The following is a 25904-nucleotide window of genomic DNA, read 5'->3' as shown; positions in this document are numbered from 1 at the left end:
CATGTAAACAAGTCTTCTTGAACAGTTCACCCACAGTAGCATATCATTGCTTTCGACCGAACTGAATTTAGCTCTAGGGGTAGTATTGTGCAGTTTTCAAATATTCCGACACTGCGAATGTTGAGAACCCGGCTCGGCTGCGAGGAACAGACAAAACACGGAGTTTGCTGGTATGAATGCAATACTGCAGCCGATAAAGTTGCGTACATCTTCCACGGAGTTACTGGAAACAAGCTTGATATGATTCCTCTCGCAGAGCGTTATGTCGGTTTCGGATACGCCGTCTACTTGGTTGATCTTCCGGGACATGGGGGGTCGGCACGACAAGAGATAAACACTTACTCGGATTTGGACGTTTGGTTCACGGACGTTATTAAACTAGTTAATCGACCACCCCACCTCATTATAGGAACTTCATTCTCATCTTCGATGCTGTATCATGCTCTGAGCGCACGACTGATACCACCTCGGACCAGGATAATCCTGGGGAGCCCTACACCGGATGTATCTAGGCTTGCAAGTTACACATATGTATTCTTTTCAAAGATGCCGGAAGTGCTAGGCTGGGGAATGTATAATCTTCGTGCTTCTCAGTATGTACGTGCACACTTCGCCCTCAAAGCACAGCGGCGTGACGCATGGTTATGGTTACGGGAATCAGAACGAAGTAAGAAGCGTTCTCTTGCTCTCAGGGACGGACTGTCCCTCTCTGCACTGCTACGCGAGCAGAATCCATACGTTGCTGAAGTACCGATGGAGTACCAGGATGACATTACTGTCATACTTGGATGCAAGGACAACGTTGTTACTCCCAGAACTTCACTGATTATGCGGAGACTACTTCCTGAAGCATTCATTATTTCAGTGCCGAATGCCGGTCATTTACTGCAGTTCGAAGCTGTAAGCCACTACCCTGACTTGTAGTTGAGAATAGGGAGCTCGAACTTCGGTATTTTGTTTACGAGGCTAATGAGGGCGCGTTACGACTTGTTTTAAACTGCTATCCATTTATGTAAATAGATCCGATAAACGCCCCGTTATCAACTGTCAGATTTCTCCCAATTCCTAGGTTCGTTTGATCCTCTCGTTCCACATCATTTCGAAGTCACTCCATGAGTGAAGTGAGGCAAGGCAACTTCAACTGGCACATAAGAGATCCATTCAGGATGCGTTCGTTCAATCTGCGACACCTCAGCTCACCAAATGCGAGCGAGCACCACCCACCCCGAACAAGTGCTCGCAGCAGTCAGACTCAGTTTGGTTCTCAGAGCCACCTCTGCCGGAGTGGGGCCTACCGCACGGCGCGCAGGTAGCGATCGCGGCCGGTGAGGTCCTTACCCGTCTCGGCCTGCTTGAACCCCGCCCCGAGCGCAGCCGCACGCAGCAGCGCCCCCTGCTCGTGGTCGTGCTCCATGACGAGCACCCCACCGGTGCGCAGCAGCGCGACCGAGCGCACCAGGACGTCAATCGGAATCTCCAGCCCGTCCGGGCCCCCGCCGTAGAGTGCCACCGTGGGCTCGTGCTGCTCCGTCTCGGTGTCCTCCACGGCGCCGGCCGGCACGTAGGGCGGGTTGGAGACGACGACGTCGACCTGCCCGTTGAGGTCGTGAAGGACCAGCGGGTCGGTGGCGTCGGCGTGGATCACCTCGACGCGACCGGGCACCAGCCGCTCACAGTTCTCGCGGGCCAGGGACGCCGCGGTCTCGCTGATCTCAACGGCGACCACCCGGGCTCCCGGCACCTCCTTGGCGACGCAGGCCGCGATCGCCCCCGAGCCGGTACACAGGTCGGCCGTCAGGACCACTCCCCCGCTGCCGTCCATGACCGCCCGGGCCGCCTCAATGGCGGCCCCGGCCACCACCTCGGTCTCCGGGCGCACGATGAACACACCGGGACGGCTGATGAGCTCGGCACCCCGCAGCCACATGCGCCCAATGATGTGCTGGAGCGGCTCACGGCACTCGCGGCGCAGCACCAGCGCGTCATAGGCGGCCGGGAAGTCGCCGTCAGCGCCATCGGCCAGCAGCAGGGCCCGCCCCAGCAGGTGCTCGGCCAGGATTCGGGCATCGACCTGAGGGCTGGTCACGCCGGCCGCAGCCAGCCGACCGGCAGCCTGACGCACCAGCGCCCGCAGCCCGTAGCGGTCCACCGCACCCGCCGGCGCGCCGCCGCACAACTCAGGAACCACTGCCCTCACCCACCTGGGATAATCGTTCAGCCTCGTCCATGGCGATGGCCGAGGCGATCACTGGACCGAGATCACCGTCAAGAACGGCGTCGAGGTTGTAGGCCTTGAAGCCGGTGCGGTGGTCGGCGATCCGATTCTCAGGGAAATTGTAGGTGCGGATGCGCTCGGAGCGGTCCACAGTGCGCACCTGACTGCGACGGGCCTGCGCCGCCTCGGCGGCGGCGGCCGCCGCACGCTCGGCCAGGAGCCGGGCCCGCAGGACCCGCATGGCCGCTTCCTTGTTCTGCAGCTGGGACTTCTCGTTCTGCATGGACACGACGATCCCCGTGGGCAGGTGCGTGATGCGTACGGCCGAGTCCGTGGTGTTGACGCTCTGGCCCCCAGGTCCCGAGGAGCGGAAGACGTCGATGCGCAGGTCGGCGGTGTCGATCTGGAGCTCACCGGGGTCGTCGGCTTCCGGCATGACCAGGACGCCGGCCGCAGAGGTGTGGATGCGGCCCTGGGACTCGGTGACGGGGACGCGCTGGACGCGGTGGACGCCGCCCTCGTACTTCAGGTGCGCCCACACCCCGTCCTGGGGCTCCACGGGCCCGCGGGCCTTGATGGCCAGGCGCACGTCCTTGTAGCCGCCCAGGTCGGAGTCGGTGGCGTCCAGGACCTCCACGGCCCAGCCCTGCCGCTCGGCGTAGCGGGAGTACATGCGGGCCAGGTCGGAGGCGAACAGCGCCGACTCCTCACCGCCCTCACCGGCCTTGACCTCGATGATGACGTCGCGGGAGTCGTCAGGATCCCGGGGCACGAGGACCTCGCGCAGGTGCTCGCCGGCAGCGGCCTCGGCAACCTCCAGGGCCGGAACCTCGGCGGCGAAGTCCTCGTCCTCCGCGGCCAGCTCGCGGGCGTCGGCCAGGTCGGCACTGGCCGACTGCCAGGCCCGGTAGGCGGCCACGACCCTGCCCAGCTCGGCGTAGCGGCGCCCCAGCCGACGCATGGCACCGGGGTCGGAGGCCGCGGGCCCGGCCATCTCGGCCTCGATGTCCGCATACTCGGCCAGGAGCGGCTCTGCGGCGGAGAAGTCCTCACTCATGGACTCGGGTTCCTTCACTGGCTAGGAGTCGTGCTGACGGGCACCAGCGGCACTCGTGCGATATGCAAACGACGCCGACGGCGACTCTGGGAGCCGGCCGCCGGCGTCGTGAGACGCGGCTACTTGCTGCGCTTGCCGTACCGGGCCTCGAAGCGGGCGACGCGGCCACCGGTGTCGAGGATCTTCTGCTTGCCGGTGTAGAACGGGTGGCAGGCCGAGCACACGTCCACGCGGATCTCACCGGAGGTGACGGTGGAACGGGTCTCGAAGGTGTTGCCACAGGTGCACGTGACCGTGGTGGTCACGTAGTCGGGGTGGATGCCCTGCTTCATAGGTTTCTCCTTAAGCGTCAGAGGGTCCCGGGTCCCACGCGGGAGCGAGGGTGAACCGGAGGCCAGCAGCAGATTTTGCCACTGTCTCACGCGCCGTCGCAACGGCTGGGCCGCGTGAGACCGGGCACCTGGCCGGTTGCGTTACTCGTCCTCGCCGTCGGCCAGGGAGGTGCCGGCCGGGGTGGTCTTGGACAGCACCATGAGGAACTCGGCGTTGGACTGGGTGTCCTTGAGCTTGGAGAGCACCAGCTCGATGGCCTGCTGCTGCTCCAGCCCGGCGAAGAGGCGGCGCAGACGCCACATGATCTTGAGCTGGGCGGGGTCGATGAGCAGCTCCTCGCGGCGGGTGCCGGAGGCCGCCACGTCCACGGCCGGGAAGATGCGCTTGTCGGCGAGCTGGCGCGACAGCCGCAGCTCCATGTTTCCGGTCCCCTTGAACTCCTCGAAGATGACCTCGTCCATCTTGGAGCCGGTCTCCACCAGGGCCGTGGCCAGGATGGTCAGGCTTCCGCCGTTCTCCACGTTGCGGGCCGCTCCGAAGAAGCGCTTGGGCGGGTAGAGGGCGGAGGCGTCCACACCACCGGAGAGGATCCGGCCGCTGGCCGGGGCCGCCAGGTTGTAGGCGCGCCCGAGGCGGGTGATGGAGTCCAGCAGCACGACGACGTCCTGGCCCAGCTCCACGAGGCGCTTGGCGCGCTCGATGGCCAGCTCGGCCACGATCGTGTGGTCGGAGGCGGGGCGGTCGAAGGTGGAGGCGATGACCTCGCCCTTGACCGTGCGCTGCATGTCGGTCACCTCCTCGGGGCGCTCGTCGACGAGCACGACCATGAGGTGGGCCTCGGGGTTGTTGACGCTGATGGCGTTGGCGATCTGCTGCAGGACGATTGTCTTACCCGCCTTGGGCGGGGAGACGATGAGCCCGCGCTGCCCCTTGCCGATGGGCGAGACCAGGTCGATGATCCGTGGGGTGACGGCCTTGGGCGTGGTCTCCAGGCGCAGCTGCTCCTGGGGGTAGAGGGGGGTGAGCTTGGCGAACTCGGGGCGGCGCTTGGAGCGCTCGGCGTCCATGCCGTTGACGGTCTCGACGCTGACCATGGGGTTGTACTTGACCCGACCGGCCCGGTTCTGACGGCGGTTGTTGCGCCCGCCCTGGTGGGGCGTGGAGGACTCTCCGCCCTCGCGGACCCAGCCGGTCACGGCGTCGCCGGCACGCAGCCCGTTGTCCTTGATGAGCTGGTTGGAGACGTAGACGTCCTTGGGGCCGGGCAGGTACCCGGAGGTGCGCAGGTAGGCGTGCTGGTTGTCGGTGACGTCCAGGATGCCGGCGACCGGCAGGAGGACCTCGTCCTCACGCGGCTGGTTGCGGTTGCCGCGCCCGGCGGAGCCGTCCCGGCCCTCACGGCCGGAGTCACGGTCATCACGGTCGAAGCGGTCGCGTCCGCGCTTGCGGCCCCGACGACGGCGCCCACCGCGCTCCTCGTCGTAGCCGTCGGACTCGTCATTGCCGTCACGGCCCCGGCGCGAACGCTCCTGGGGCTCGACGACGGAGGTCCCGGTGGCGTCGGCCAGGTCCCGCATGAGGGCGGCCTTGGCATCGGCGTGGTCCTCGGGTGAGTCGGTACGGGGCTCGCGCGAGGCGCGCTCCTGGTTCTCGGGGGCGCCGGCGGAGGCCTGGGCGCGCCGGCGGCCGCGGCGGAACTGGTCGCGCGAGGAGCGCTCGCCGCGCTCCGAGCGGCCGTAGGAGTCACGGTCATCGCCCTCGGTGGTCTCGGAGCGCTCGGCGCGCTCAGTGCGCTCGCGCCACCGGCTGCGTGCGGGGCGCTCCTCGTCACGGCCGGAGCCGCTGTCCGAGTCGCTGCTGGAGGAGCCGGAGCGATCGGGCAGATCGAGGCCCAGGTCGAGGGCCGGCGCGGACTGGCGCTCCTCGGGGGCCCCGGAGGCCGCGGTGGCGCGACGACGGCGGGAGCGTCCGGAGGCCGCGGCCGGGGGCTGCTCCGGTGCGGGCTCACTGGCCGCTGAGGCGGCGGAGGAGGAGCCCGCGGCGTTGGTCGCCCCGGCATCGGGCGAGCTCTTCGACGTGCTGTGGGAGTTGGGAGTGGAGGCGGAGGAGCCGCGCGCCTCACGGATGGCGGCGACGAGCTCACTCTTACGCATACGGGAGGTGCCCTTGAGGCCCATGGAGCCGGCGAGCGACTGAAGCTCGGCCAGACGCATGGTGGAAAGCGAGGGCTGGGCGCTGGAGGTCTCGGTCACGAGTGTCCTAACGGTGTGATAACGCTCCGACAAAGGAGACGTTCAACTGGGGAGACTTCCCCGGAATCATTCACGGGGGTGGGTCATGCACTGCCGGCTTCTGCTGAGACCTGAGTCTCAGGTCCGGGGCTGGTGCGGTCAGCGGCGTGGTGCGATCCGTGCGGCCGACAGCGTCATCATAGCAGCCCGGAGAAGCAGCACCTAACGGAACACTGGCGAGCAACGCCGGGGATGCAGCCATTATTCCATCCATGACACTTCTCGTCGTCGCCGTGACGCCGGTGGGGCCGACCGTACCCACGATCAGCCCCACCGGAATGATCGACTCGGACACCACCAAGCCGACTCTTGCCCTTCAAGCCCCCAGGCTCACGACCTCAACGACCTGCGAGAAGCGCCTCCATGGGCGCGAAGTCGGCCAACGGGTCAACCGGCGCCTGGCGCGGGAAGCGCTCCATGAGCGTGGCCAGCTCCCGTCCCGCCCGGGCTACGCGCTCACTCAAGGGCGACTCGGGCCTCTCCGAGGATGATGGCGTCTGCCAGGCCGCACCGAAGTCCTCGCTGGCCGCGAAGACAGCGGTCTGCGTCGGCAGGGCCTTCATGTAGACCACCAGCGGCCGCAGCGCCATCTCGGTCACAAGACTGTGCCGCGCAGTGCCGGCCGTCGCCCCCAACAGGACGGGGACACCCTCAAGCGTGCCGGCCGGCAGCACATCCATGGCGGACTTGAACAGTCCGGAGTAGGAGGCCTGAAAGACCGGGCTGACCAGGATGACGCCGTCGGCGGCGGACAGGGCATCGATCACCTTCTGCAGGTCGGCGGACACCGGGCCACCCACACCGGCCAGGGCGATGTCCTTGACCAGGGGCCTGAGCCCGATGACCTCGATGCTGGCCAGGCGGGAGTCGGCCTCCAGGGCCTTGCGAGTCGACTCAGCCAGCCGCTCGGCGAGCATCTGGGAGGTCGAGGGCTCCGAGACCCCGGCGTGCAGAGCAACGATCCGGCTCAGACGCCCCATCTGGGTATTGGCGTAGGCGTCATAGGTCGGCGATCCGGCCAGGGACTGGGTGCCCCCGGAAGGGGCGACGGGCGCGGTCGTATCAGCGGTCATGTCATCCATCTCCTGCCTGTCACTCGTCGTGTCACGGGTTTCCCATGCCATCTCAGATCCTCACCTTCCGGCCCGTGAGCGGGTCGAATTCGTTGGACAGGGAGAAGGGCTCCTCAGCCGGTGGCTCGGCCCCCTCCAGCAGGGCCCGGTGGCGCGGGTGGAGCGGCGCGTCGGGAACCCCCTCGGGCCTGGTGGACTCCAGCTCGGCGCGCAGCGCCGGAACGATCTCGGAACCCAGGTACTCGATCTGCTTCATGATCTCCTTGTGCGGGACGCCACCCAGGTCCAGGTTGAAGGCCTGACGCTGGTAGTCGCCGATCGCGTCCCGGTAGGTCAGGTACTTCTCCACGATCTGCTCAGGCGTGCCGACCGCGAGAGGCGTGTGCTGTGTCATCTCTTCCAGCGACGCCCCCTGGTAGACGTAGGTGTTGCGGAAGTAGGGGGTGTATCGCTCGATGGCCTCGGCCTCACTCCTGGCAGCGAAGATCTGTCCACCCAAGCCCACGATCGCCTGCTCGGGCCGGCCATGACCATAGAAGGCGAAGCGCTCTCGGTAGAGGTCGACCATCTTCTTGACGTGGTCGATGGGCCAGAAGATGTTGTTATGGAGGTATCCGTCTCCGTAGTAAGCGGCCTGCTCGGCGATCTGGGGCGAGCGGATGGAGGCGTGCCACACGAAGGGCGGGACGCCGTCGAGTGGGCGGGGCATGGATGTGAAGTCCTGCAGCGCGGTGCGGAACTCACCCTCCCAGTCCACGTTGGTCTCGCGCCACAGGCGGCGCAGCAGGTCGTAGTTCTCCACAGCGAGCGAGATGCCCTTGCGGATGTCCTTGCCGAACCAGGGGTAGACCGGTCCGGTGTTGCCACGCCCCATCATGAGGTCGACGCGCCCGTCGGAGAGGTGCTGGAGGTAGGCGTACTCCTCGGCCAGGCGCACCGGGTCATTGGTCGTAATGAGGGTGGTCGCAGTGCTCAGGAGCAGCTTGTCCGTGCGGGCGGCGATGTTGGCCAGCAGGGTCGTGGGTGACGACGGCGCGAAGGGTGGATTGTGGTGCTCCCCGGTAGCGAAGAAGTCCAAACCCGCCTGCTCGGCCAGGACCGCCATCTCGACCGTGTTCTTGATGCGCTGATGCTCACTGGGAGCCTTGCCAGTAGCCGGATCGGTCGTGATGTCTCCAACTGTGAAGATCCCGAACTGCATCAGACGTCCTCCCTGTTCTCAACACTGGATTTCAATGATTTCTTGTGTACTGAGAGAACTGGAGAAGCCCATAGTTTATTTCTCAACTACCCAGATGTGGTGCACGTCCCACCTGGAAGTAGGGCTCTGCCGCCTCACCGGGGATTCGAGGCGGACGCAGATCGCGGGCGTCCTCGGACTCGAGGGCGCCCACGATCAGGGAGCGGATGAAGAAGCCGTCCGCGCAGATCAGGAGGTCAGGACCGCCCCACGGGTGTCGATTCCGGGGCTGAGCACGCTCCAGCCGTGGTTCTCCAGGGCGAATCGGGTCTGGTCGGCCAGGGTGGACAGGACCAGCACTGTGGGACCGGCGCCGGAGATGACGGCCGGGTAGCCCTGCTCGCGCAGGGAGTCCATGACGGCCATCGAGGCGGGCAGGACCCCACGCCGGTACTCCTGGTGGAGGCGGTCCTCGGTTCCGGCCATGAGCAGGTCGGGACGCCCGGCGAGCGCCAGCATGAGCACGGCGGCCCGGGAGGTGTTGAACAGGGCGTCCTCGCGCGGCACGGAGACCGGCAGGACCTGACGGGCCTCCTTGGTGGACAGTCGCGTCGTCGCCGGTGGGATGAGCAGGCTCACCCCGAGGGAGGCGTCCACGGGCATGGGCGCCATGCGCGGGCGTCCCCCGCGCTCGACCCAGGCGACAGTGGCGCCTCCGAACACGGCGGGCGCGACGTTGTCGGGGTGGCCCTCGAAGTCGGTGGCCAGGGCGAAGATCCGGTCATCGCTGAGGGCCTCGGGCTCGGCGATGAGGCCGCGCGCCAGCATGAGTCCGGCCACGGCGGCGCTGGCGGACGAGCCCATGCCCCCGCCGTGGGGGATCCGGTTGACGCAGCGCATCTCGAAGCCGGCCTGTGGGGCGCCGACGGCGTCCAGACCGGCTCGCAGCGCCTGCACGACGAGGTTGTCGTCATCGGTGGGGACCGTCTCGGCACCCACGCCCTCGACAATGACGCGGGTGGTGCCGGTGATCGGCCGCACCGAGACCTCGTCGTAGTAGCGGAAGGCCATGCCGAAGGAGTCGAAACCCGGCCCCATGTTCGCCGTCGTGGCCGGGACCCGGACGGCCGCGCGCTCGTAGACGATGCGCATGTCACTCGCCCTCGACGCGTTGGATGGAGACGACCTCGGCGACCCGGTCGGAGTCCCGCAGGCCCTCGACGGCGGCGTCGAGGTGGAAGACGGGGGCAGGGTGGGTCACGAAGGTGACGACGGCCTGGTCGTGGCTGCCGTCGGAGGTGACGTAGGCGCTCTGGCGCACCGAGTTGATGGAGACCTCGTTCTCGGCGAAGACGGAGGCCATCGCGGCCAGGGAGCCGACGGCGTCGTCTGAGCGCAGCTGGATCTGGTAGCGGGTGACGGCGGCCTCGGGGCCGAGGACCGGCAGGCTCGCGTAGGAGGACTCGCGGGGGGCCTGGCCGCCGTGGACCCGGTGGGCGGCGGCTGCGACGACGTCGGACAGGACCGCGGAGGCGGTCGGGGCTCCTCCCGCTCCCTGACCGTAGAACATGAGGCGCCCGGCGCTCTCGGCCTCGACGAGGACGGCGTTGTAGGCGCCGTGAACGCTGGCCAGCGGGTGGTCGTTGGGGACCAGGGCGGGGTGGACGCGCACGGAGACGCCTTGCGCGTGCTCGTCGTCGCGGCGCTGGGCGATGGCGAGGAGCTTGAGCTCGCAGCCCGAGGCGTGGGCCTCGCGGATGTCGTCGGCGGTGACCTCGCGGATGCCCTCGACGGAGACGTCGTCGAGGCCCACGCGGGTGTGGAAGGCGAGGGAGGCGATGATGGCGGCCTTGGCGGCGGCGTCCAGGCCGTCGACGTCGGCGGTGGGGTCGGCCTCGGCGTAGCCGAGCTCCTGGGCGGTGGCCAGGGCGGTCTCGAAGGAGAGTCCCTTGGTGCTCATCTCGTCGAGGATGTAGTTAGTGGTGCCGTTGACGATACCGAGCACGCTGGTGACGCGGTCACCGGCCATGGACTCGCGCAGCGCGTAGACCACAGGGATGGCGCCGGCAACAGCGGCCTCGTAGTAGAAGTCGGTGCCTGCGGCCGCGGCGGCGGTGTAGAGCTCGGGGCCGTGGGCCGCGATGAGGGCCTTGTTGCCGGTGATGACGCTGGCCCCGGCCTTGAAGGCGGCCAGGATGAGGGTACGGGCCGGCTCGATCCCGCCGATGAGCTCAATGACCAGGTCGTTGCCGGTGGCGACGGCGGTGGCGTCATCGGTGAGGAGGTTCTGGGGGACTGCGAAGTCACGCGGCGCGTTGACGTCGCGGACGGCGACGCCCGTGATCTCAAGACGTGCGCCGGAGCGGGCGGCGAAGTCGTCGGCCTGCTCGGTGAGGAGGCGAATGACCTGGCTGCCGACGGTCCCGGCGCCGAGGACGCCGACGGTCAGTGTGCGCTGGGCGGGTGAGAGGTCCTGAGCCACGGGATGACCACCTTGCTGTGTGTGCTGTGTTGCGTGCCGCGTGTGGGCACTTCGACTGCGTCATGCGATGGGCCGATCGGCTGGCACGGTCAACCGACCGCCCACCGGCGCTGGCCATCACTGCGGGCCAGCATAAGGGGCATCGGCCGTGGAGCGCTTGCATGTCCGTCTGTGGACACACGGCCGGCTCTGTGCTCACCGGTGCGATGAGGCCGGCGGGGGTGCCTCCGGCGCTGGCCTGAGGCTGCGCGCGGACGGGGCGGAGTTCTCAGCGACGCCAGATGATCTGCTTGAGCAGTCGGCCGATCACCCGTCCCAGTCCCAGGGATACCGGGGCGGCCGCCCTGTCGGAGTACCCCCAGGCCGGAGGCGGCTGCTCCAGGGAGGAGAGGAAGGAGGTCAGTGAGGACGAAGAGGAGGAGGTTGTTGCGCTCATGCCTTCAGGCTAGAAAACAGCCACGCGATAAGCGCCCCTCGAGAGAATGATTAGCGGGGCGGCCTCCTCCTCCCCACGGCCGAGACGATCGAATGGGGCTCTCCTGCTTTCGGCAGATCCACCGAGCCGGACCGTCGGGGCGGGACCCCAGGGCGCAGACGGCCAGTGGCCCCGCCCCGGTTGAACCGGAGAGGGGCCACTGGATGGGCTCTGCTGACAGAGCGTTCAGGCTCGAGAAGCGGTCACCCGCGTTCAGGAGGCGTTGCGGCGACGAGCCACCAGCAGGGCACCGCCACCCAGGCCGGCGCCGGCGAGCAGCACGAGCGCAACGGCGTTAGCACCGGTGTGCGCCAGCGGCGGGGTGCCACCGTTCGGCGTCTTCGGGGTGGAGGTGGGCGGCACCGGAGCACCCGGGGTGCTCGGCGGCTGCTGCGTAGTGGTCGGCGGGGTCGCCGGCGGGTTGTCGACCGTGGGCGGGGCCTGCGTGGTGGTCGGCGGGGTCGCCGGCGGAGTGGTCACCGTGGGCGGGGTCTGCGTGGTGGTCGGCGGCGTCGAGGTGGTCGTCGTCGTGTTGGTCAGAGAGACATTGACGATCTCCTGGTCGCGGATGGTGAAGGTGTTGGTCTTCTGGCCGTCGATGGTGAAGACCGGCTCGCCCCAGCTGAAGCCGGAGGCGGCGGGCTGGGCCTTGGAGGTATCCTCGGTGAGCGTGACCTTGGTGCCCACGGGGAAGGTGCCGTCGAAGGTGACCGGCTCACCGGGCTTGACCGTGACGGAGGAGGTTCCGGTGCGGCCCTCGCCGGTGGCCTTCTGGCCCTCGGGAGCCTTCCAGTCCGGGTAGGAGCTGGCAGCGGCCGGCAGCTCGTAGGCGACGTCGACGACGAAGCTGGAGCCGGCGGCCTTCGCGGCAGCCTCGCCCTCGACGACCTTGGTCACGTTGAAGCTGCCGAAGCCGGGCTCCATCTGGACCGAGATGTCGAAGTACTGGACGTAGGACTGCTTCTGGGTGCTGGTCAGGTCCGTACCGTTGAGGTTCACGGTGTTCTCGTAGGAGGTGCCTCGGGAGGCGGCGACGGCCTTGCCGTTGGCGTCCACGAAGGAGACGGGGTACTCCAGGGTGAAGTTGGTACCGTTCTGGAACGGACCGGTCACCTCGTAGGTGGCGGTGCGGCCGTCCTCGGAATAAGTGGCCTTGACGTCATAGTCACCGTACTGGGTGGTGGAGTCCTGGCCGGCGGCATTGGTCAGCGGGATGGACTTGCCGTCAGCGGGACGCAGGTTGAGGACCGTGCGGGTGGCGTCAGCCTGGTTGAAGGTCATGCCGCCACCAAGGGTGTCGGTGAAGACGATGCTCTGGCGGGAGCCGTCGAAGGTCTTGCCGAGCTTGCCACCAGTGGTCTGGTTGGTCCCGAAGTTCACACCCCAGGTCAGCTCCTTGTAGTTGTTGTAGAAGCTGGAGGCCCACTTGGTGAGCTCCCAGTCGCTCTCCTTGGGGCCGCCGATGCCGCCGCCACCGGGCAGGGTGACGGTCGTGGTGACACCGTTGACGGTGAAGTCAACGGACTGCACGTCGGTGGCCTTGGCGACGGACACCAGGGCGGAGCCGGAACCCTTGAAGTTGTGGAAGCCTGCGGCCTTGAGCTCGTCAACCTTGGAGTTGAAGGTGCAGGTGACGTCCTTGACGGTCAGGGTGCAGGTACCGACCTCGACATCCTTGCCGCCGTACTCGACGGTCATGGGGTGGGTCTCGCTGTTCTGCAGGTTGGTGAAGTACTCACCCAGACCGATCGTGAAGGAGTCTCCGCTCTTGAGGTTGGCGTCGACGCCGCTCCAGTCGAAGCTGAGACGGGCGAGGTCGTAGGTGTTGAGCTGTCCGTCCTGCTCAACGTTGTTGCCGTCCACCCGTGTCAGAGACAGGTTGGTGACGTTGACGCTCTTGTTCTGCTCAGCGCTCGCCTGGGGGGCGAACTGAGACAAGATCGCGACAAGGAAGAGAGTGAGGATGGCAGCGGCCCCCCTCACCGCCCCTCGCGTGAGGGCCGGCCGAGAGGCGGCGCCCGTGGACATTGTGTTCATGGGTTCTCCGGATTCCTGGCATAGATGACAAGGGTCTGCCTTGCGAAACATCACCGAACGTTCCCACCGTCTGTTCAGGAGAGGGAAAGGCCGCCCCGTGATGACCAAGACCACTGTGTCACAAACCGACTGATTGGGAACAGGGAACACTCAAAACACGCGCGACGTCACAGTCTCGTCACACCCAAACCTGCCTGTTCCGACAAACAGCAGCCTACTTCCTTGTAGGTTTCCTACAATGAATCTATCGCCAAGCCATGCCACCCCTGTGTCTCCCCTATCAGGCAAGCCGCACGTCAGTTGTGTCAGCCCTCCAAAACAATCGACATTCACCCCGCATTTGAAGCGGCTACACCCAGCACTCTTTAAGATTGTTGTTGCCCTCAGGGTCACCTCACCGTTTTATCAGAACATACACAGAAGCGCCGTCGTCGCAGGAATTTTCCTGGCACGACGGCGCTTCAGCGAGCGACCGATAGGAGACCTCAGCCCTCCAGGCGCACAAGGTCCTCGATGGTCTCGGGGCGCAGGACCCAGCCCGACTCGCCCTCACGCACCCAGCGCACACCGGGGCGGGTGAAGAGGTTGTAGTTGGAGGCCATGGAGCGCCCGTAGGCGCCGGTGGCGGGCACGGCCAGCACGTCACCGACGGCCAGGTCCGCGGGCAGGTCCACGTCGCGCACGACGACGTCACCGGACTCGCAGTGCTTGCCCACCACCCGGCTGCGCACCAGCCCGGCCTGCGGGTCGGGGCGGCGGTTGGCGACCAGGGCCGTGTAGGCGGCCTCGTAGAGGGCGGGGCGGATGTTGTCACTCATGCCGCCGTCGATGCTGACGTAGAGGCGCGAGGCCCCCTCCCCCAGTTCGACGCGCTTGAGGCCGGTGATGGTGTAGAGGGTGACCGTCGTCGGTCCGGCGACTGCACGGCCGGGCTCGATGGAGACGGTGGGGACCTCGTCTCCAAGGCGCTCGCAGGTCTCGCGCACGGCCTCGGCCAGGGTACGGGCGACCTGCGCCGGGCTGGGCGGCACCGGGTCGGCCCCGGTGTAGGCGATGCCGTAGCCGCCGCCCAGGTCGACCTCCGGGCACAGGTGCCCGGTGTCGACGGCAACCTCGTGGCGCAGGGTGAGGACGATGCCGACGGCCTCCCGGAAGCCGGCCAGGTCCAGGATCTGGGAGCCGATGTGGGAGTGCAGCCCGTACAGCTCGAGCTCGGGGGCGGCGATGATCGCGTCGATGGCCTGCCGGGCAGCGCCTCCGTGGACGGAGAGGCCGAACTTCTGGTCCTCGTGGCCGGTGGAGATGTACTCGTGGCCACCGGCGTGCACGCCGGTGGTCAGGCGCACCATGACCTTGCCGGTCTCCTCGGGCCCGTAGACGCCACTGGCACGCAGCTCGCGCACGGCGCGGGCAGCGAGCTCAACCTCCTCGAGGGAGTCGAGGACGAGGTGACCCACGTGGTGGGTGAGGGCGACGGCGATCTCGGCCTGCGTCTTGCCGTTGCCGTGCAGGCCCAGACGGGTGGCGTCCGTGGTGGCCTCCTCCCCGTCCACGTCCTGCAGGGCGGCCAGGGACACGGCGAGCTCGCCGCGGCTGGCGGTGTCGATGCCCATGCCCTCCTCGAGGACCCACTGGGCGACCTTGGTGGTCAGGAAGGCCTTCCCGGCATAGAAGGCCTCTCCCCCGGCCATGCCGTAGCTGGGCCAGAACTCCTCATGCATGGCAGCGGCCCAGGAGGCGGCGCGACCGCGCAGGTCGGCCTCATCCAGGACGAAGACGGGGCTGGGGGCCTCGGCGAGGATCTCGGAGACGGTCAGCCCGCCCAGGACGAGCTCGCCGTCGTCCGTGCGCCGTGCCGTGGTGGGCCACAGGTCGGGACGGTCCTCGGGCTCGGGGCAGGCCAGTGCCCCCAGGGACGGCTCTCCGGCGGGAATCTGGTCAGTCATCAACTCTCACATCCTCTCGGGGGCGCTCACACCCAGCAGGTCGAGCCCGTTGGCAAGGACCTGCCCGACGGCGTCGTTGAGCCACAGGCGGGCGACGTGCCCGGAGTCCACGGCGTCGTCCCCGCGAGGGGTGACGCGGGTGGCGCCGTACCAGGCGTGGTAGGCGGCGGCGAGCTGCTCGAGGTAGCGGGCCACGCGGTGCTGCTCGCGCAGCTGCGCGGCCTGGGCCACGGTGGCGGGGAACTGGGCCAGGACCCCCAGCAGGGCGGCGTCGGCCGGATCGTCCAGGGCACCGGGCTCGAAGGGCGCCTCGTTCGGGTCGCGGCTCACGCCGTGCTCAGCGGCGTTGCGGGCCACGTTGCGGGTGCGGGCGTGGGCGTACTGGACGTAGTAGACGGGGTTGTCGGAAGTGGAGGAGGCCAGCAGATCCAAGTCGATGTCGATCATGGAGTCCATGGAGGAGCGGGCCAAGGCGTAGCGGGCGGCGTCCACGCCGACGGCGTCGACCAGGTCCTCCAGGGTGACGATGGTGCCGGCCCGCTTGGACATGCGCACCGGGACGCCGTTGCGCACAAGGTTGACGAGCTGGCCGATGAGGATCTGCATGTTGGTCCCGGGGGTGTCCCCGAAGGCCGCGCACATGGCCATCATCCGGCCGATGTAGCCGTGGTGGTCGGCCCCGAGCAGGTAGACGGCGCAGTCGGCGCCGCGCTCGCGCTTGTCCAGGTAGTAGGCGAGGTCGGCGGCGAAGTAGGCGGCGTTGCCGTCAGACTTGATGAGGACGCGGTCCTTGTCGTCCCCGAAGTCGGTGGTGCGCAGCCAGGTGGCGCCGTCGCGCTCCTCGATGACACCGCGCTCGCGCAGGCGGGCGATGGCGCGCTCGACGGCGCCGGAGGTGTGCAGGGAGTCCTCGTGGAAGAAGACGTCGAAGTCGGAGCGGAAGGCGTGCAGCTCGGCCTTGACGGCGGCGAACATGAGGTCGACGCCGCGGGAGCGGAAGACCTCGGTGGCCTCGGCGTCGGGCAGGGTGGCCGGGTCGGGGCGGCCGGCGGCGAGCTCGTCGGCGGTCACCTGCTGGGCGATCTCGCTGATGTAGGCGCCCCCGTAGCCGTCCTCGGGGGTCTCCTGGCCGCGCGCGGAGGCCAGCAGGGAGCGGGCGAAGCGGTCGATCTGGGTCCCGTGGTCGTTGAAATAGTACTCCCGGGTGACCTGGGCACCGCAGGCGGACAGGATTCGGGCCAGGGAGTCGCCGACGGCGGCCCAGCGGGCGCCACCCAGGTGGACCGGCCCGGTGGGGTTGGCCGAGACGTACTCGAGGTTGATGTGCTGGCCGCTCAGGGAGTCGTTGCGGCCGTAGGCCTCACCGGCCTCGACGATGGAGCGGGCGAGCTCGCCGGCGCTGGCGGCGTCGAGGCGGATGTTGAGGAAGCCGGGGCCGGCGACCTCCACGGAGGCGATGCCGTCGAGGGCCTCAAGACGAGGGACGAGGAGCTCGGCGAGATCGCGCGGCTTGGTGCCGGCCTTCTTGGCCAGCTGCATGGCCACGTTGGTGGACCAGTCACCGTGGTCGCGGTTGCGGGGGCGCTCGACGCGGGGGGCGGGAATCTCTGCGGCGGGCAGGGCGAGGGAGCCCTCGGCGGAGGCCTCCTCCAGGACGGTGCGGATGGCTGCGGCAAGCTCTTCTGGGGTCACGCGCGTCAGCGTACCGTCAACGGGCGGGCCGGATCACGAGCGAGCCCGGCGGCTGCCGGGCATCGTGGGACATGTCGCATGTCTCGCGCCGGTTTCACTCCAGGACCGGGACGCTGGTACAGTCACGCCTCGGGCCCCGGTAGCTCAGTGGATAGAGCGTCTGCCTCCGGAGCAGAAGGTCGCAGGTTCGAATCCTGTCCGGGGCACCACCTCCGAGCCCTCGTCGCCACTCGCGGCGGGGGCTTGCTCATGTATTCGAGGCATGACAACAGGGCAACAGTGTGTCCATGGCTCAGACCGGTCATCATGCGGCTGGCGTGTTCTGATGGGAAAGATAAGCCTCAACGGCATCGCGAATGACGGCACTGGCGGTAGTGCCGTGCTTCTCGATGTAGGCGTCAAGAGCCGCGTTGGTGTGCTCGGGCAGGCGGACCTGGCGGCGCGGGGAGCGTCCGCGGCCGGTGGCGTGGGACTGTCCGAGGCCTGGGCGGCCACGGAGGATGGCGTCAAGATCTGTGTCGCTGACGCGTGAGCCGTCACGGCGGGTTCCGCGTCCAACGGTGGGCACGCGGCCCGCGGTGACGTCCTCATCGAGCTGGTTGTAGTAGGCCTGCTCAGCATCAGTGAAAGGGGCGCGTGTGGAATCAGGAGACATAGCGGCTCTATCTGGTCGGTCAGTGGTCGACGGGTGGAACAAGGTGACGGTAGAGATCAGTGACCTCCATGACATGGAAGATGGTGCGTCGACCACGACCGTCAACAGCGACGCCGACTTCGAGGTAGCGCAGTGCCTGCGGGTGGGGCAGACCGACGAACATGAATGACTGCTCACCTGCACGGCGGGGTTGGAGGATCTCGTAGTCGACATGATGCATGACGGCGTACTCCGCATCGGAGCGGGGCACGCCATGCTTGTCCGCAGAATCGCTGAACTCGAACCTCACGACATTATGGTAGTACCGAGGATAGAGGTGGGCAAGATTCCGTACACCGCTGCTCAGCGGTGCGACTCGCCTCGCCCAGCGTCACCCCAGGGTCTTGAGGGCGAGGCTGGGGACGTCGGTCATGATGGCGTCCACGTTGAGGTCGGCCAGGTAGCGCATCCGCTCGGGGTCGTCCACTGTCCAGACGTGGACCTCCAGGCCCGCGGTGTGCGCGGAGGCGACGAAGCGGCGGGTGACCACCGGAACGCCGTGGTAGCTCTCCGGCACCTGGACGGCGTCGACCCTGCCGCGGGTCCAGCCCCAGCGGGTCTGGGGCAGGGGGACGGCCGCCTCACTGCGCAGCATGAGGCCGAGCACGTCACTGACGCCCAGTGAGGTCATGGCCCGTGGCTCCTGACGGCGCAGCACAGCCAGCCGGCGGGCGGAGAAGGAGGCGAACCGGACTCGGTCGAGGGCCTGGGCGTCGCGCACCGTCTGCAGGGCCGCCTGGACGACGCAGGAGTCCTTGAGGTCGATGTTGAACTTCATCGCTGGCTGGGCGTACAGGGCGTCGTCAAGCCGGACAAAGCCGCGCCCGTCGCCGGAGTCGAGGTCGGCCAGCTCGGCCCACATGACCTCCCCCACGGTGCGGGGGTCGTTCGCGGTACGCCGCAGGTCCTCGTCATGGCTGAGCACGACGACGCCGTCGGCGGTCAGCCGCAGATCGGTCTCCATCCACTCCAGCCCGAGCGCGGCCACGTGCTCGACGGCGCTCCAGGTGTTCTCGGGAACCTCGCGTCCGCCGCCGCGGTGGGCGATGACGGCAGGACGGCGGGTTCGTGACGCGGCAGGCGGCACAGTGGGTCTCCCTCAGCTGCAGTTGGTGGTGAGCTCGACGGCGTTGTGCTGCTTGAGCCAGCCCCACGGCTCCACGGTGGACTCGTCGGCGGTGTCGTCCTTGGTGCGCACCTCGAAGTGCAGGTGAGAACCGGAGGACCGGCCCGTGTTACCCACGCCGGCGATCATCTGACCGGCCGTGACGGTGTCACCGACCTTGACGTGGATGCCGTCCTCGTACATGTGCAGGTAGCTGGTGTACCAGACCTGGCCGTCGATCTCGTGCTTGATGGTGATGGTTCCGGTGCCGTCGACCATGCCGGCGGTGGTGACGGTGCCGGCGGCGGCCGCGTAGATGGGCGTCCCCACGGGGGCGGCCATGTCCTGCCCGGCGTGCAGCTTGCGGTAGCCGAGGGTGGGGTGGGTGCGGTACCCGTACTCGGAGGAGATCTCGTAGGTGCCCGGAAGCATCGGGTAGAACAGCTGCGGCTTGGAGCTGAAGGCGGTGGTGTCGCCGGAGGCGCCTGTGGCCGAGGAGCATGTCTTGGCGGCGTTCTGGAAGGCCTCACGGATCCGGGCGCGGGTGGCGGCGTCGGGCACGTTGGACAATTGGGTGTCGGAGTCGTCGTCCAGGTCGTCGCTGCCGAGCACGGCGCTGGCCACGGAGGAGGCCTTCGTGCCGCCGGCGGCCGGGCTCTGCGTGGCGGAGCCGTTGGAGTGCATCTTCATGGCGGCCGAGGCCAGCGGAGTGTTGTCGAGGTGGCTGGACAGGGGGGCGAGCACCGTGGCCATGGCCAGGACCGACAGGACGGCGGTGCGCCCCAGGATCCCGGAGCCGGTGCGGCGCCGGGTGGGACGGGCGGGAGCGGGGCCGGTCGAGGAGTCGCGGTGGGCCTCCGGCTTCGATGCCGCTTTGGCCTTGGCCGACGACGTCGGGGAGCCGGCCTCATCGGCCGCCTCGCCTCGCTTGGCCTGGGCGGCTGTCTTCTCGGGCTTGGTCTTCTTGGTGCTCCGGGCGGCCTTGATGGCGCGGATGGTCTCCTCGTCCGCAAGCGGGACCCCGGCCTTGCGGGCGGCCATGATCTTGCGGACCTCGGGGACCTCGATGGTCTCGGCACCTCGGAAGTCCGTGATCCGCTGCGAGAAGCGGATCTCGTGGGGTGTCTCGGGAGCGGAGGTCGCCTGGGGAGCCTGCTGCGCGGGTGCTGACGGCTCAGCCTGCGGCGTCTGGACGGCGGGGTGGTCCGCCTGCGCGCCAGGGACGTCGAAGGAGGCGGTGTGGTGGGACGTGGCGGCGACGACGGGCTTGGCCGAGGCGGTCGAGGCTGGGGCTGCGGCGGAGGCACGTTGCCGGCGACGGCCCGCGGATCGAGAGGCGGGCTCGGAGGCCGCCCCGATCTCCGGCTCGGCGGAGGTGGTCTGCGCGGCTGCGTGCCGATGACCGTGACGCTGTGTGTCGTCGAGCGAAGCAGGAGCCGTGCCACTAGCGGCCCACCACGGCGTGGCACCGGCGGGGTGAGCGGCTGCCGGCTCAAACCCTGAGGTGGACTCGGCCAGTGAGGCTGCAACCAGGGGCGACAGTGCCGAGGGAGTTGAAGGTGCCGCGGTGGGCGCGGCCTGGTCCCCACGATGCGAGTGGTGCTGGTCGTGGTGACGCTCGGAGTGTTCCTCGGGGCGGTGGGCCTGGGGCTGCACGGGGCTCTGGACAGCCGGGTTCTCCCGCGTCTGCTCGGGGTCCTCGAAGACCTGGGCGGTGCGCAGATCCTTGCGGGAGCGCCGGGTGGGGCGAGTGTCACCGGTGACCTGCGGCGAGGAGGAGAAGACGGAGGGGGCCGCAGAAGCGTCACTGTGCGCCTGAGGCGCCGAGGCCTGCGGCTGCTGGGAGGTGGGCTCGGGCCCTTCGATGGTGCTCTGATGCCGGCGGGCCATGCGGCTCATCGGTGCGACGGGCTGCGATTGCGCCGGCTCTGCGGGAGCCGGCGGCGCTGAACCGTCCCCTGGGCGCGTCGCAGGCACTGCCGGCGCCACGGGCCGCTGCGGGTGGTTCTGCTTCTGCGGGGCGACCGGGACGTCGGGGAGAGCCGATGGGCTCGGAGCGGTGACGGGGCTGGAGGCGGCGCCGTTCTCGGCGCGGTGAGCGTGAAGGTCGCGACGTGAGCGGCGAGTGGCTCCGGCGACGTGAGTGGTGTGCGTCGTCGACGGTGACGACGGGGCGGTTCCGGCCTGCGCCTCAGCGACTTGGCGAGCAGCTTCGGCAGCACGTTCCGCCTCGCGACGCTGGCGTCGACTCATGGGCTGCGGGGTCACGCGGGAAGCCTCCAGGTGGCTGAGTGTCATAGGGAAGTCGTTGCGGCCGGTCTCCCGGCTGTGGCGACATGGTGGCTGCCAGAGCGACAGCCCGGGTTGTACTCGGTTAAAACAGTAGCGGTCCGCTGTGAGTCTTGCCAGGAGAACCAGCACACCTTTGTGTGACCTGCACTTCTCACACAAACCCCAGGGGTTCCATCCGACCAGCCGGCTGCAAACCGGATTCGCGTGCCATACGAAGGAATCAGCGCCTGACCACCAGCGCTGGAGCAGCGATCGACAATGGTCGCCCCAGGCAGCCCATGTTGTGGGAATCCGCCGATTCCACCCTTTAAATCACGATTTAATCACGGCGCTGGTGCTCCTCGCGCTGCATGGCGTCGTTGACCTCGCCGACGAGCTCTTCGAGGATGTCCTCCAGGAAGAGGACCCCGATGAAGCGCCCTTGCGCGTTGCGCACATGCCCGAGGTGAGCCCCCGAGCGCTGCATGGCCGCCAGCGCCTCCTCGACCTCGTCGTCGTAGCCGACGGGCACGAGCGCGCGAGCACGCCAGGCGGGTACCGGCTCGGTGCGCTCGGCGCCGTCGGCGTAAAGGATGTCCTTGAGGTGCAGGTAGCCGGTGATGACGGGCTCCTCCCCCTGGTCGACCGCGGCCGGGTCGGCCACCAGCGGGAAGCGGGAGAAGCCGGTGGAGGCCACGGCCCGCTCCACGTCCTCCGGGGTGCAGTCCTGGGGCAGGGTGACGAGCTCGCTCAGGGGCACCATGACGCTGCCGGCGGTCTCCTCGGAGAACTCCAGGGCGCCGCTGAGCAGGCCGGTGGAGTCCTCCAGGACGCCTTCGGCGGTGGAGCGCTCGACGATGGAGGCGACCTCCTCGGCGTTGAAGGCCGCGGCGATCTCCTCCTTGGCCTCGACGCCCAGGACCCTCAGGACCCCGTTGGCGAAGCCGTTGAGGGCGTTGACCACGGGGCTGAAGACGCGCGAGCACCACACCAGGGGCGGGGCGAGCCAGCGCACGGCCTTCTCCGGGGAGGCGATGGAGATGTTCTTGGGCACCATCTCCCCGGCGACGACGTGCAGGCCCACGACGATGACCAGGGCAATGACGACTGCGACGGCGTGGGAGCCGGCGCGCCCGACACCGACGGCCGCGAGCAGGGGCTCCAGGGCATGGGCGATGGCCGGCTCGGCGACGACGCCCAGGCCGGTGGAGCACAGGGTGACGCCGAGCTGGGCGGTGGCCAGCATGCGCGAGACGTTCTGCAGGGCCCACAGGGCGGTGGCGGCGCGGGCGTCGCCGGCCTCGGCCAGTGGCTCGAGCTGGCTGCGGCGTGAGGAGGTGACGGCGAACTCGGCACCGACGAAGAAGGCGTTGCCTGCCAGAAGGATGGTGGTCATCAGGAGGGCGAGCGGAGTACTCATCGGCGCTCCCCCTCTGGTCCTCGACCTCCGGGAGCGGCCTCGGGGTCCTTGGGGCGCACGTGGAGGCGGGTGACGCGGCGCCCGTCCATGGCGTCGACGGTCAGGGAGGCGTGGGGCAGCTCGACGACGTCGCCGACGGCGGGGATGCGGCCGAGCTCGGTCATGACCAGGCCACCGAGGGTCTCGTAGGGGCCGTCGTCGGGAACCTGGATGGCGGCGCGGGTGGCGAGCTCGTCGGGGCGCATCCACCCGGGGACGACCCAGTGGCCCGAGGGGTCGAGGTGGGCGCCGGCGCGGCGGCGGTCGTGCTCGTCGGCGACGTCCCCGACGACCTCCTCGACGGCGTCCTCGAGGGTGACGACGCCGGCGGTACCGCCGTACTCGTCGACGACGATCGCCATCTGGGAGCCCTGGGCGCGCAGCTCGACGAGCAGGTTGGCCAGCGGCATGGTCTCGGGGACGCGGGGCGCGGGGGTCATGAGGGAGGTGGAGGCGACGGGGACGTCGGCGCGCCGCTCGTAGGGGACGCCGATGGCGCGGCGCAGGTGGACGATGCCCATGACGTCGTCGATGTCGCGGCCGATGACGGGGAAGCGGGAGTGGCCGGTGGCGCGGGCCAGATGCACGACGTCCTCGGCGGAGTCGTCGGCATCAAGGGTATGGAGGCGGCCCCGGTCGGTCATCACGTCGACGGCGGTGAGGGCCCCCAGGCCGATGGAGCGGGTGAGCAGGGTGGCGGTGGAGGCGTCGAGGGTGCCCTCCTCGGCGCTGTGGCGCACGAGGGAGGCGAGCTCGCCGGCGCTACGGGTGCCGCTGAGCTCCTCAGCGGGTTCGATGCCCATGGTGTGCAGGACGGCGTTGGCGGCGCCGTTGAGCAGGATGATGAGGGGCTTGAGGAGGGTGGTGAAGCCCATGAGGAAGGGGGCCACGAGACCGGCGGCGCGCATGGGGTCGGCCAGGGTGGCGTTCTTGGGGATGAGCTCGCCGATGACCATGGAGAAGGCGTTGACGACGATGAGGGCGATGACGACTGCGGCGCCGGTGGCCACGGAGGTGGCCAGCCAGTGGCTCATGAGGTCGGTGAGCAGGTTCGCCAGGGCGGCCTGCATGGTGTAGCCCAGGAGCACGGTGGTCAGGGTGATGCCGACCTGGGCGCCGGACAGGAGTGTGGACAGGCGCCCCAGGGCGCGTCGGACGGTGGTGGCGCGCTTGTCCCCGGTAGCGGCGCGGGTCTCGACGGTGGAGGGGTCAAGGGCGACCAGGGAGAACTCACCGGCCACGAACAGGGCGGTACCCACGGTGAGGACCACGCCGACGGCGATCATGAGCCAGTCGGTCATGCGGGCCCCTCCCCCACGTGGGATGCGGCGTGGACGCTGGAGGCGGACGAGTCGGGGTGGGGGTGGTCAGAGGCGGGCGAGGAGGCGCAGTGCGTGCGGGCGCGGCGCCTGCAGGCCCGGCGGAAAGCCGATCGCATAGTGACCGAACGGTACCACCGCGGCAGCAGTGAGGCCGAGGTAGCCATCAGGTGTCACACCGCCATCACAGAGGGACCGGTTTCTCACGATTGGGGTAACCTACGCCACAGACCAAGTGAGCATGGAGGTTGCAATGCCGTCACGGAAGCCACGGAAAATAGCGGTCCGCTCAACCGACCTAGGCCAGTCCGGCTGGTGGATCCTCCCACCGACCGCTGGCATCATCGCCGGCGGCGTCAGCACCGTATCCTCTCAACTCCTCACACACAACACAGCGAGTTCTGCGATAGCGGGCGTCGTGAGCGCAACCGTCACAGGACTCAGCGCCGCAACACCCCAGTTCCGCGACTGGTTCTCAGCGCGCTCCCACAGGCGGCAGATCGCTGAATCAGCAGGGGCTACAATCGACATAAGCAGGGATCCTTTAGATTCACTGAGGGTGCACACCTCGAATCGCGATATCACAGAGTTCGTTCCTCGCGACATTCAGGACCAACTGATCAAGCACCTCAGTAACGGAACACCCGTTTTAATTGAGGGTCCATCCATGTCCGGGAAGACTCGCCTGACAATAGAGGTAATTCGTTCCCAATGGCCAAATCGTCCACATTGGTTCCCACCAGATGAGGACAGCATCGAAATAATCCTCAAGAACCAGCTGCAGCCAAAACGCGGAGCAATTATCATCTTGGACGACCTTGACAGATTCCTATCCAACCAAAGCCTCAAACTAGGTCAACTCAACCGATGGATAAGCAATTCATGCATCATTATCGCGACCATGATGCACTCACAGTACGTCAAGCACAGCGACCGCAGCAGCGAGGAAGTGGCGGGATGGGATGTAATCAACCGATTCAAAAGAGTAACGCTCAGCCGCTCACTTTCAACAACCGAACTTAAGGCCACACAACTCACACCCTACGCGAACCAGATATCACAGATTGAGAGTATTGGATTAGGCCCCCTACTAGGGTGCGCCGAAGCAGTGCGCGCCGCGTTTGCAGACGAACTCAGGAATCACTCGTGGTGTGGAGTACTCATCAAGGCCGCAGCAGACTGGCGCAGAATTGGCCTAGGGTCCGCCTCAAGAGAGCAACTCATCACATTTTCTAGAGATTACAGCAACGCCGCCTGGGGACCCGCCGACTGGGATGACGTTTGGCAACAAGCAACCAAACCCATCAACGACACCATAGCACTCCTGCGGCAAGTGGGAAACGACAGCTGGGAAGTACTTGACATTATTGCCGACGAAGCCAACTGGACAACACCAAGTTCAACACTCAGTACCGCAGCCACATTAGTCACAAAACCATCCCAACTTCTCAGTATCGCCACAGCAATGACGATCACCAACAACGCAACTGAAGCGCTTCAAATATTAAATAAAGTCATCTCCCTAGAACCCAGAAACACGCGAGCACTGGGAAGTTACGCGATCCTCCTGAAGAACCAGGGCGGAGACCCTAATGAAGTTCATCGGACATATGAGTCAGCAATTAAGATCCAGTCCTGCGAGTCGGAGATTATCATGAGTTACGCCATCTACTTACAGCGGCAAAACGACAGAAACCTAATGAAGATAAAACACTTATACGAACGAGCATTATCACAGAGTCCGAATAACCCAACATACCTGGCCAGCTACGCCTTATTCTTAGATGGCGACCTAAATGACCATACTGCCGCAAAGGATCAATTTGAAGCATCCCTGAAAATCGACCCAGACAATGCCACGACATTAACAAGCTTCGCCGCAACCCTGATGAAGTCGAAAGAAGAGAGGGAGGCAGAACGCATTGAGGAACTATATAGGCACGCCCTCGAGATCGAACCCGAAAACGACTTAACCTTAATTGCATATGGGCAGTTTTTACAACTATTCCACCAAGACCTCCAAGGTGCCAGAGACAGGTATCGTAAGGCATTATCAATCAACCCCAATAACGAGATGGCAGCCAAACTGCTTGACGAAATAAGCTTCCAGTCACATCCCTAAAACACGACTAGATGCGGGGAATCTAAACTCGACGAAATTGCCACACACATAGAATCAATCCCTATAATTTAAACACAGAACAAACTGAAATGCAGTTAATTTAAAGTTGTCAGACAGTAATTCCGCCCAATCCTGACGACATCTCCACCATCC

The 25904-nt window shown here is 67.0% G+C and carries 20 protein-coding genes and 1 tRNA gene; 3 read left to right on the top strand and 18 right to left on the bottom strand.

Translation table 11 applies throughout. The annotated features are described in order from the left end of the window. The first annotated feature begins 120 nt into the window (after window positions 1-120). Window positions 121-924: an alpha/beta fold hydrolase gene (locus AB7V09_RS00105; protein ID WP_178388668.1), complete on the top strand. Its 804-nt coding sequence runs from the start codon at window positions 121-123 to the stop codon at window positions 922-924. Between the two features lie 367 nt (window positions 925-1291). Here the strand turns inward: AB7V09_RS00105 and prmC are convergent, their stop codons facing one another. The 12 genes from prmC to argS all read right to left on the bottom strand — a co-directional run bounded on the left by prmC (window position 1292) and on the right by argS (window position 16781). After that, window positions 1292-2188 carry a peptide chain release factor N(5)-glutamine methyltransferase gene (gene prmC, locus AB7V09_RS00100; protein WP_075414650.1) on the bottom strand — a complete coding sequence of 299 codons (897 nt, stop codon included), beginning with the start codon at window positions 2186-2188 and terminating at the stop codon, window positions 1292-1294. Continuing rightward, on the bottom strand, window positions 2178-3272 hold the full coding sequence (gene prfA / locus AB7V09_RS00095) for a peptide chain release factor 1 (RefSeq protein WP_075414649.1): 1095 nt from the start codon (window positions 3270-3272) through the stop codon (window positions 2178-2180). Before prfA ends, prmC begins: the two co-directional genes overlap by 11 nt. A gap of 119 nt (window positions 3273-3391) precedes the next feature. Further along, window positions 3392-3604 (bottom strand): 50S ribosomal protein L31, encoded by a 213-nt coding sequence (gene rpmE, locus AB7V09_RS00090; protein ID WP_075414648.1) that lies wholly within the window; start codon window positions 3602-3604, stop codon window positions 3392-3394. A 141-nt stretch (window positions 3605-3745) separates the two neighbouring features. Continuing rightward, window positions 3746-5857 (bottom strand): transcription termination factor Rho, encoded by a 2112-nt coding sequence (gene rho / locus AB7V09_RS00085; RefSeq protein ID WP_419142569.1) that lies wholly within the window; start codon window positions 5855-5857, stop codon window positions 3746-3748. Window positions 5858-6234: 377 nt separating this feature from the next. Continuing rightward, on the bottom strand, window positions 6235-7020 hold the full coding sequence (locus tag AB7V09_RS00080; protein ID WP_081385318.1) for a CE1759 family FMN reductase: 786 nt from the start codon (window positions 7018-7020) through the stop codon (window positions 6235-6237). 1 nt (window position 7021) lies between these two features. Beyond that, window positions 7022-8170: a CE1758 family FMN-dependent luciferase-like monooxygenase gene (locus AB7V09_RS00075; protein WP_070510941.1), complete on the bottom strand. Its 1149-nt coding sequence runs from the start codon at window positions 8168-8170 to the stop codon at window positions 7022-7024. Window positions 8171-8398: 228 nt separating this feature from the next. Then, window positions 8399-9301, bottom strand: coding sequence for a homoserine kinase (thrB, locus tag AB7V09_RS00070; protein ID WP_009747892.1), 903 nt, complete (start codon window positions 9299-9301; stop codon window positions 8399-8401). Window position 9302: 1 nt separating this feature from the next. Next, window positions 9303-10631 carry a homoserine dehydrogenase gene (locus tag AB7V09_RS00065; protein ID WP_009747846.1) on the bottom strand — a complete coding sequence of 443 codons (1329 nt, stop codon included), beginning with the start codon at window positions 10629-10631 and terminating at the stop codon, window positions 9303-9305. Between the two features lie 268 nt (window positions 10632-10899). After that, complete coding sequence (locus tag AB7V09_RS00060) at window positions 10900-11067, bottom strand: hypothetical protein (RefSeq protein ID WP_178388667.1); 168 nt, start codon at window positions 11065-11067, stop codon at window positions 10900-10902. A 252-nt stretch (window positions 11068-11319) separates the two neighbouring features. After that, entirely contained in the window at window positions 11320-13143 is a 1824-nt protein-coding gene (locus AB7V09_RS00055) for a DUF5979 domain-containing protein (RefSeq protein WP_043538149.1), read from the bottom strand. Between the two features lie 485 nt (window positions 13144-13628). Further along, a complete protein-coding gene (gene lysA / locus AB7V09_RS00050) occupies window positions 13629-15089 on the bottom strand; it encodes a diaminopimelate decarboxylase (protein WP_419142568.1) in 1461 nt (486 codons plus the stop codon). Between the two features lie 6 nt (window positions 15090-15095). Then, complete coding sequence (argS, locus tag AB7V09_RS00045) at window positions 15096-16781, bottom strand: arginine--tRNA ligase (RefSeq protein WP_419142567.1); 1686 nt, start codon at window positions 16779-16781, stop codon at window positions 15096-15098. 133 nt (window positions 16782-16914) lie between these two features. Between argS and AB7V09_RS00040 the strand changes: the two genes are divergently transcribed. After that, window positions 16915-16990: transfer RNA gene (locus tag AB7V09_RS00040), tRNA-Arg, on the top strand. A gap of 95 nt (window positions 16991-17085) precedes the next feature. Here AB7V09_RS00040 and AB7V09_RS00035 read toward each other — a convergent pair. The 6 genes from AB7V09_RS00035 to AB7V09_RS00010 all read right to left on the bottom strand — a co-directional run bounded on the left by AB7V09_RS00035 (window position 17086) and on the right by AB7V09_RS00010 (window position 23611). Next, entirely contained in the window at window positions 17086-17436 is a 351-nt protein-coding gene (locus tag AB7V09_RS00035) for a ribbon-helix-helix domain-containing protein (protein WP_419142566.1), read from the bottom strand. Between the two features lie 19 nt (window positions 17437-17455). After that, window positions 17456-17725 carry a hypothetical protein gene (locus AB7V09_RS00030; protein ID WP_141759021.1) on the bottom strand — a complete coding sequence of 90 codons (270 nt, stop codon included), beginning with the start codon at window positions 17723-17725 and terminating at the stop codon, window positions 17456-17458. Between the two features lie 81 nt (window positions 17726-17806). Further along, complete coding sequence (locus tag AB7V09_RS00025) at window positions 17807-18562, bottom strand: glycerophosphodiester phosphodiesterase (RefSeq protein ID WP_070510935.1); 756 nt, start codon at window positions 18560-18562, stop codon at window positions 17807-17809. 12 nt (window positions 18563-18574) lie between these two features. Continuing rightward, a complete protein-coding gene (locus AB7V09_RS00020) occupies window positions 18575-20848 on the bottom strand; it encodes a peptidoglycan DD-metalloendopeptidase family protein (RefSeq protein ID WP_419142565.1) in 2274 nt (757 codons plus the stop codon). A gap of 343 nt (window positions 20849-21191) precedes the next feature. Next, complete coding sequence (locus tag AB7V09_RS00015; RefSeq protein ID WP_314157123.1) at window positions 21192-22271, bottom strand: hemolysin family protein; 1080 nt, start codon at window positions 22269-22271, stop codon at window positions 21192-21194. After that, window positions 22268-23611: a hemolysin family protein gene (locus tag AB7V09_RS00010; protein ID WP_419142564.1), complete on the bottom strand. Its 1344-nt coding sequence runs from the start codon at window positions 23609-23611 to the stop codon at window positions 22268-22270. The genes AB7V09_RS00015 and AB7V09_RS00010 overlap by 4 nt, the downstream gene beginning before the upstream one ends. Window positions 23612-23864: 253 nt before the next feature. Here AB7V09_RS00010 and AB7V09_RS00005 point away from each other — a divergent pair, with 253 nt between their 5' ends. Next, window positions 23865-25751: a tetratricopeptide repeat protein gene (locus tag AB7V09_RS00005; RefSeq protein WP_419142563.1), complete on the top strand. Its 1887-nt coding sequence runs from the start codon at window positions 23865-23867 to the stop codon at window positions 25749-25751. Window positions 25752-25904 lie beyond the last annotated feature (153 nt).

The sequence above is a fragment of the Actinomyces sp. SKVG-SVH-4(1) genome (assembly GCF_048514265.1).
Classification (GTDB): Bacteria; Actinomycetota; Actinomycetes; order Actinomycetales; family Actinomycetaceae; genus Actinomyces; species Actinomyces oris.
The sequence above is the reverse complement of the archived record's forward strand: the minus strand, read 5'-3'. Positions and strand labels throughout refer to the sequence as shown.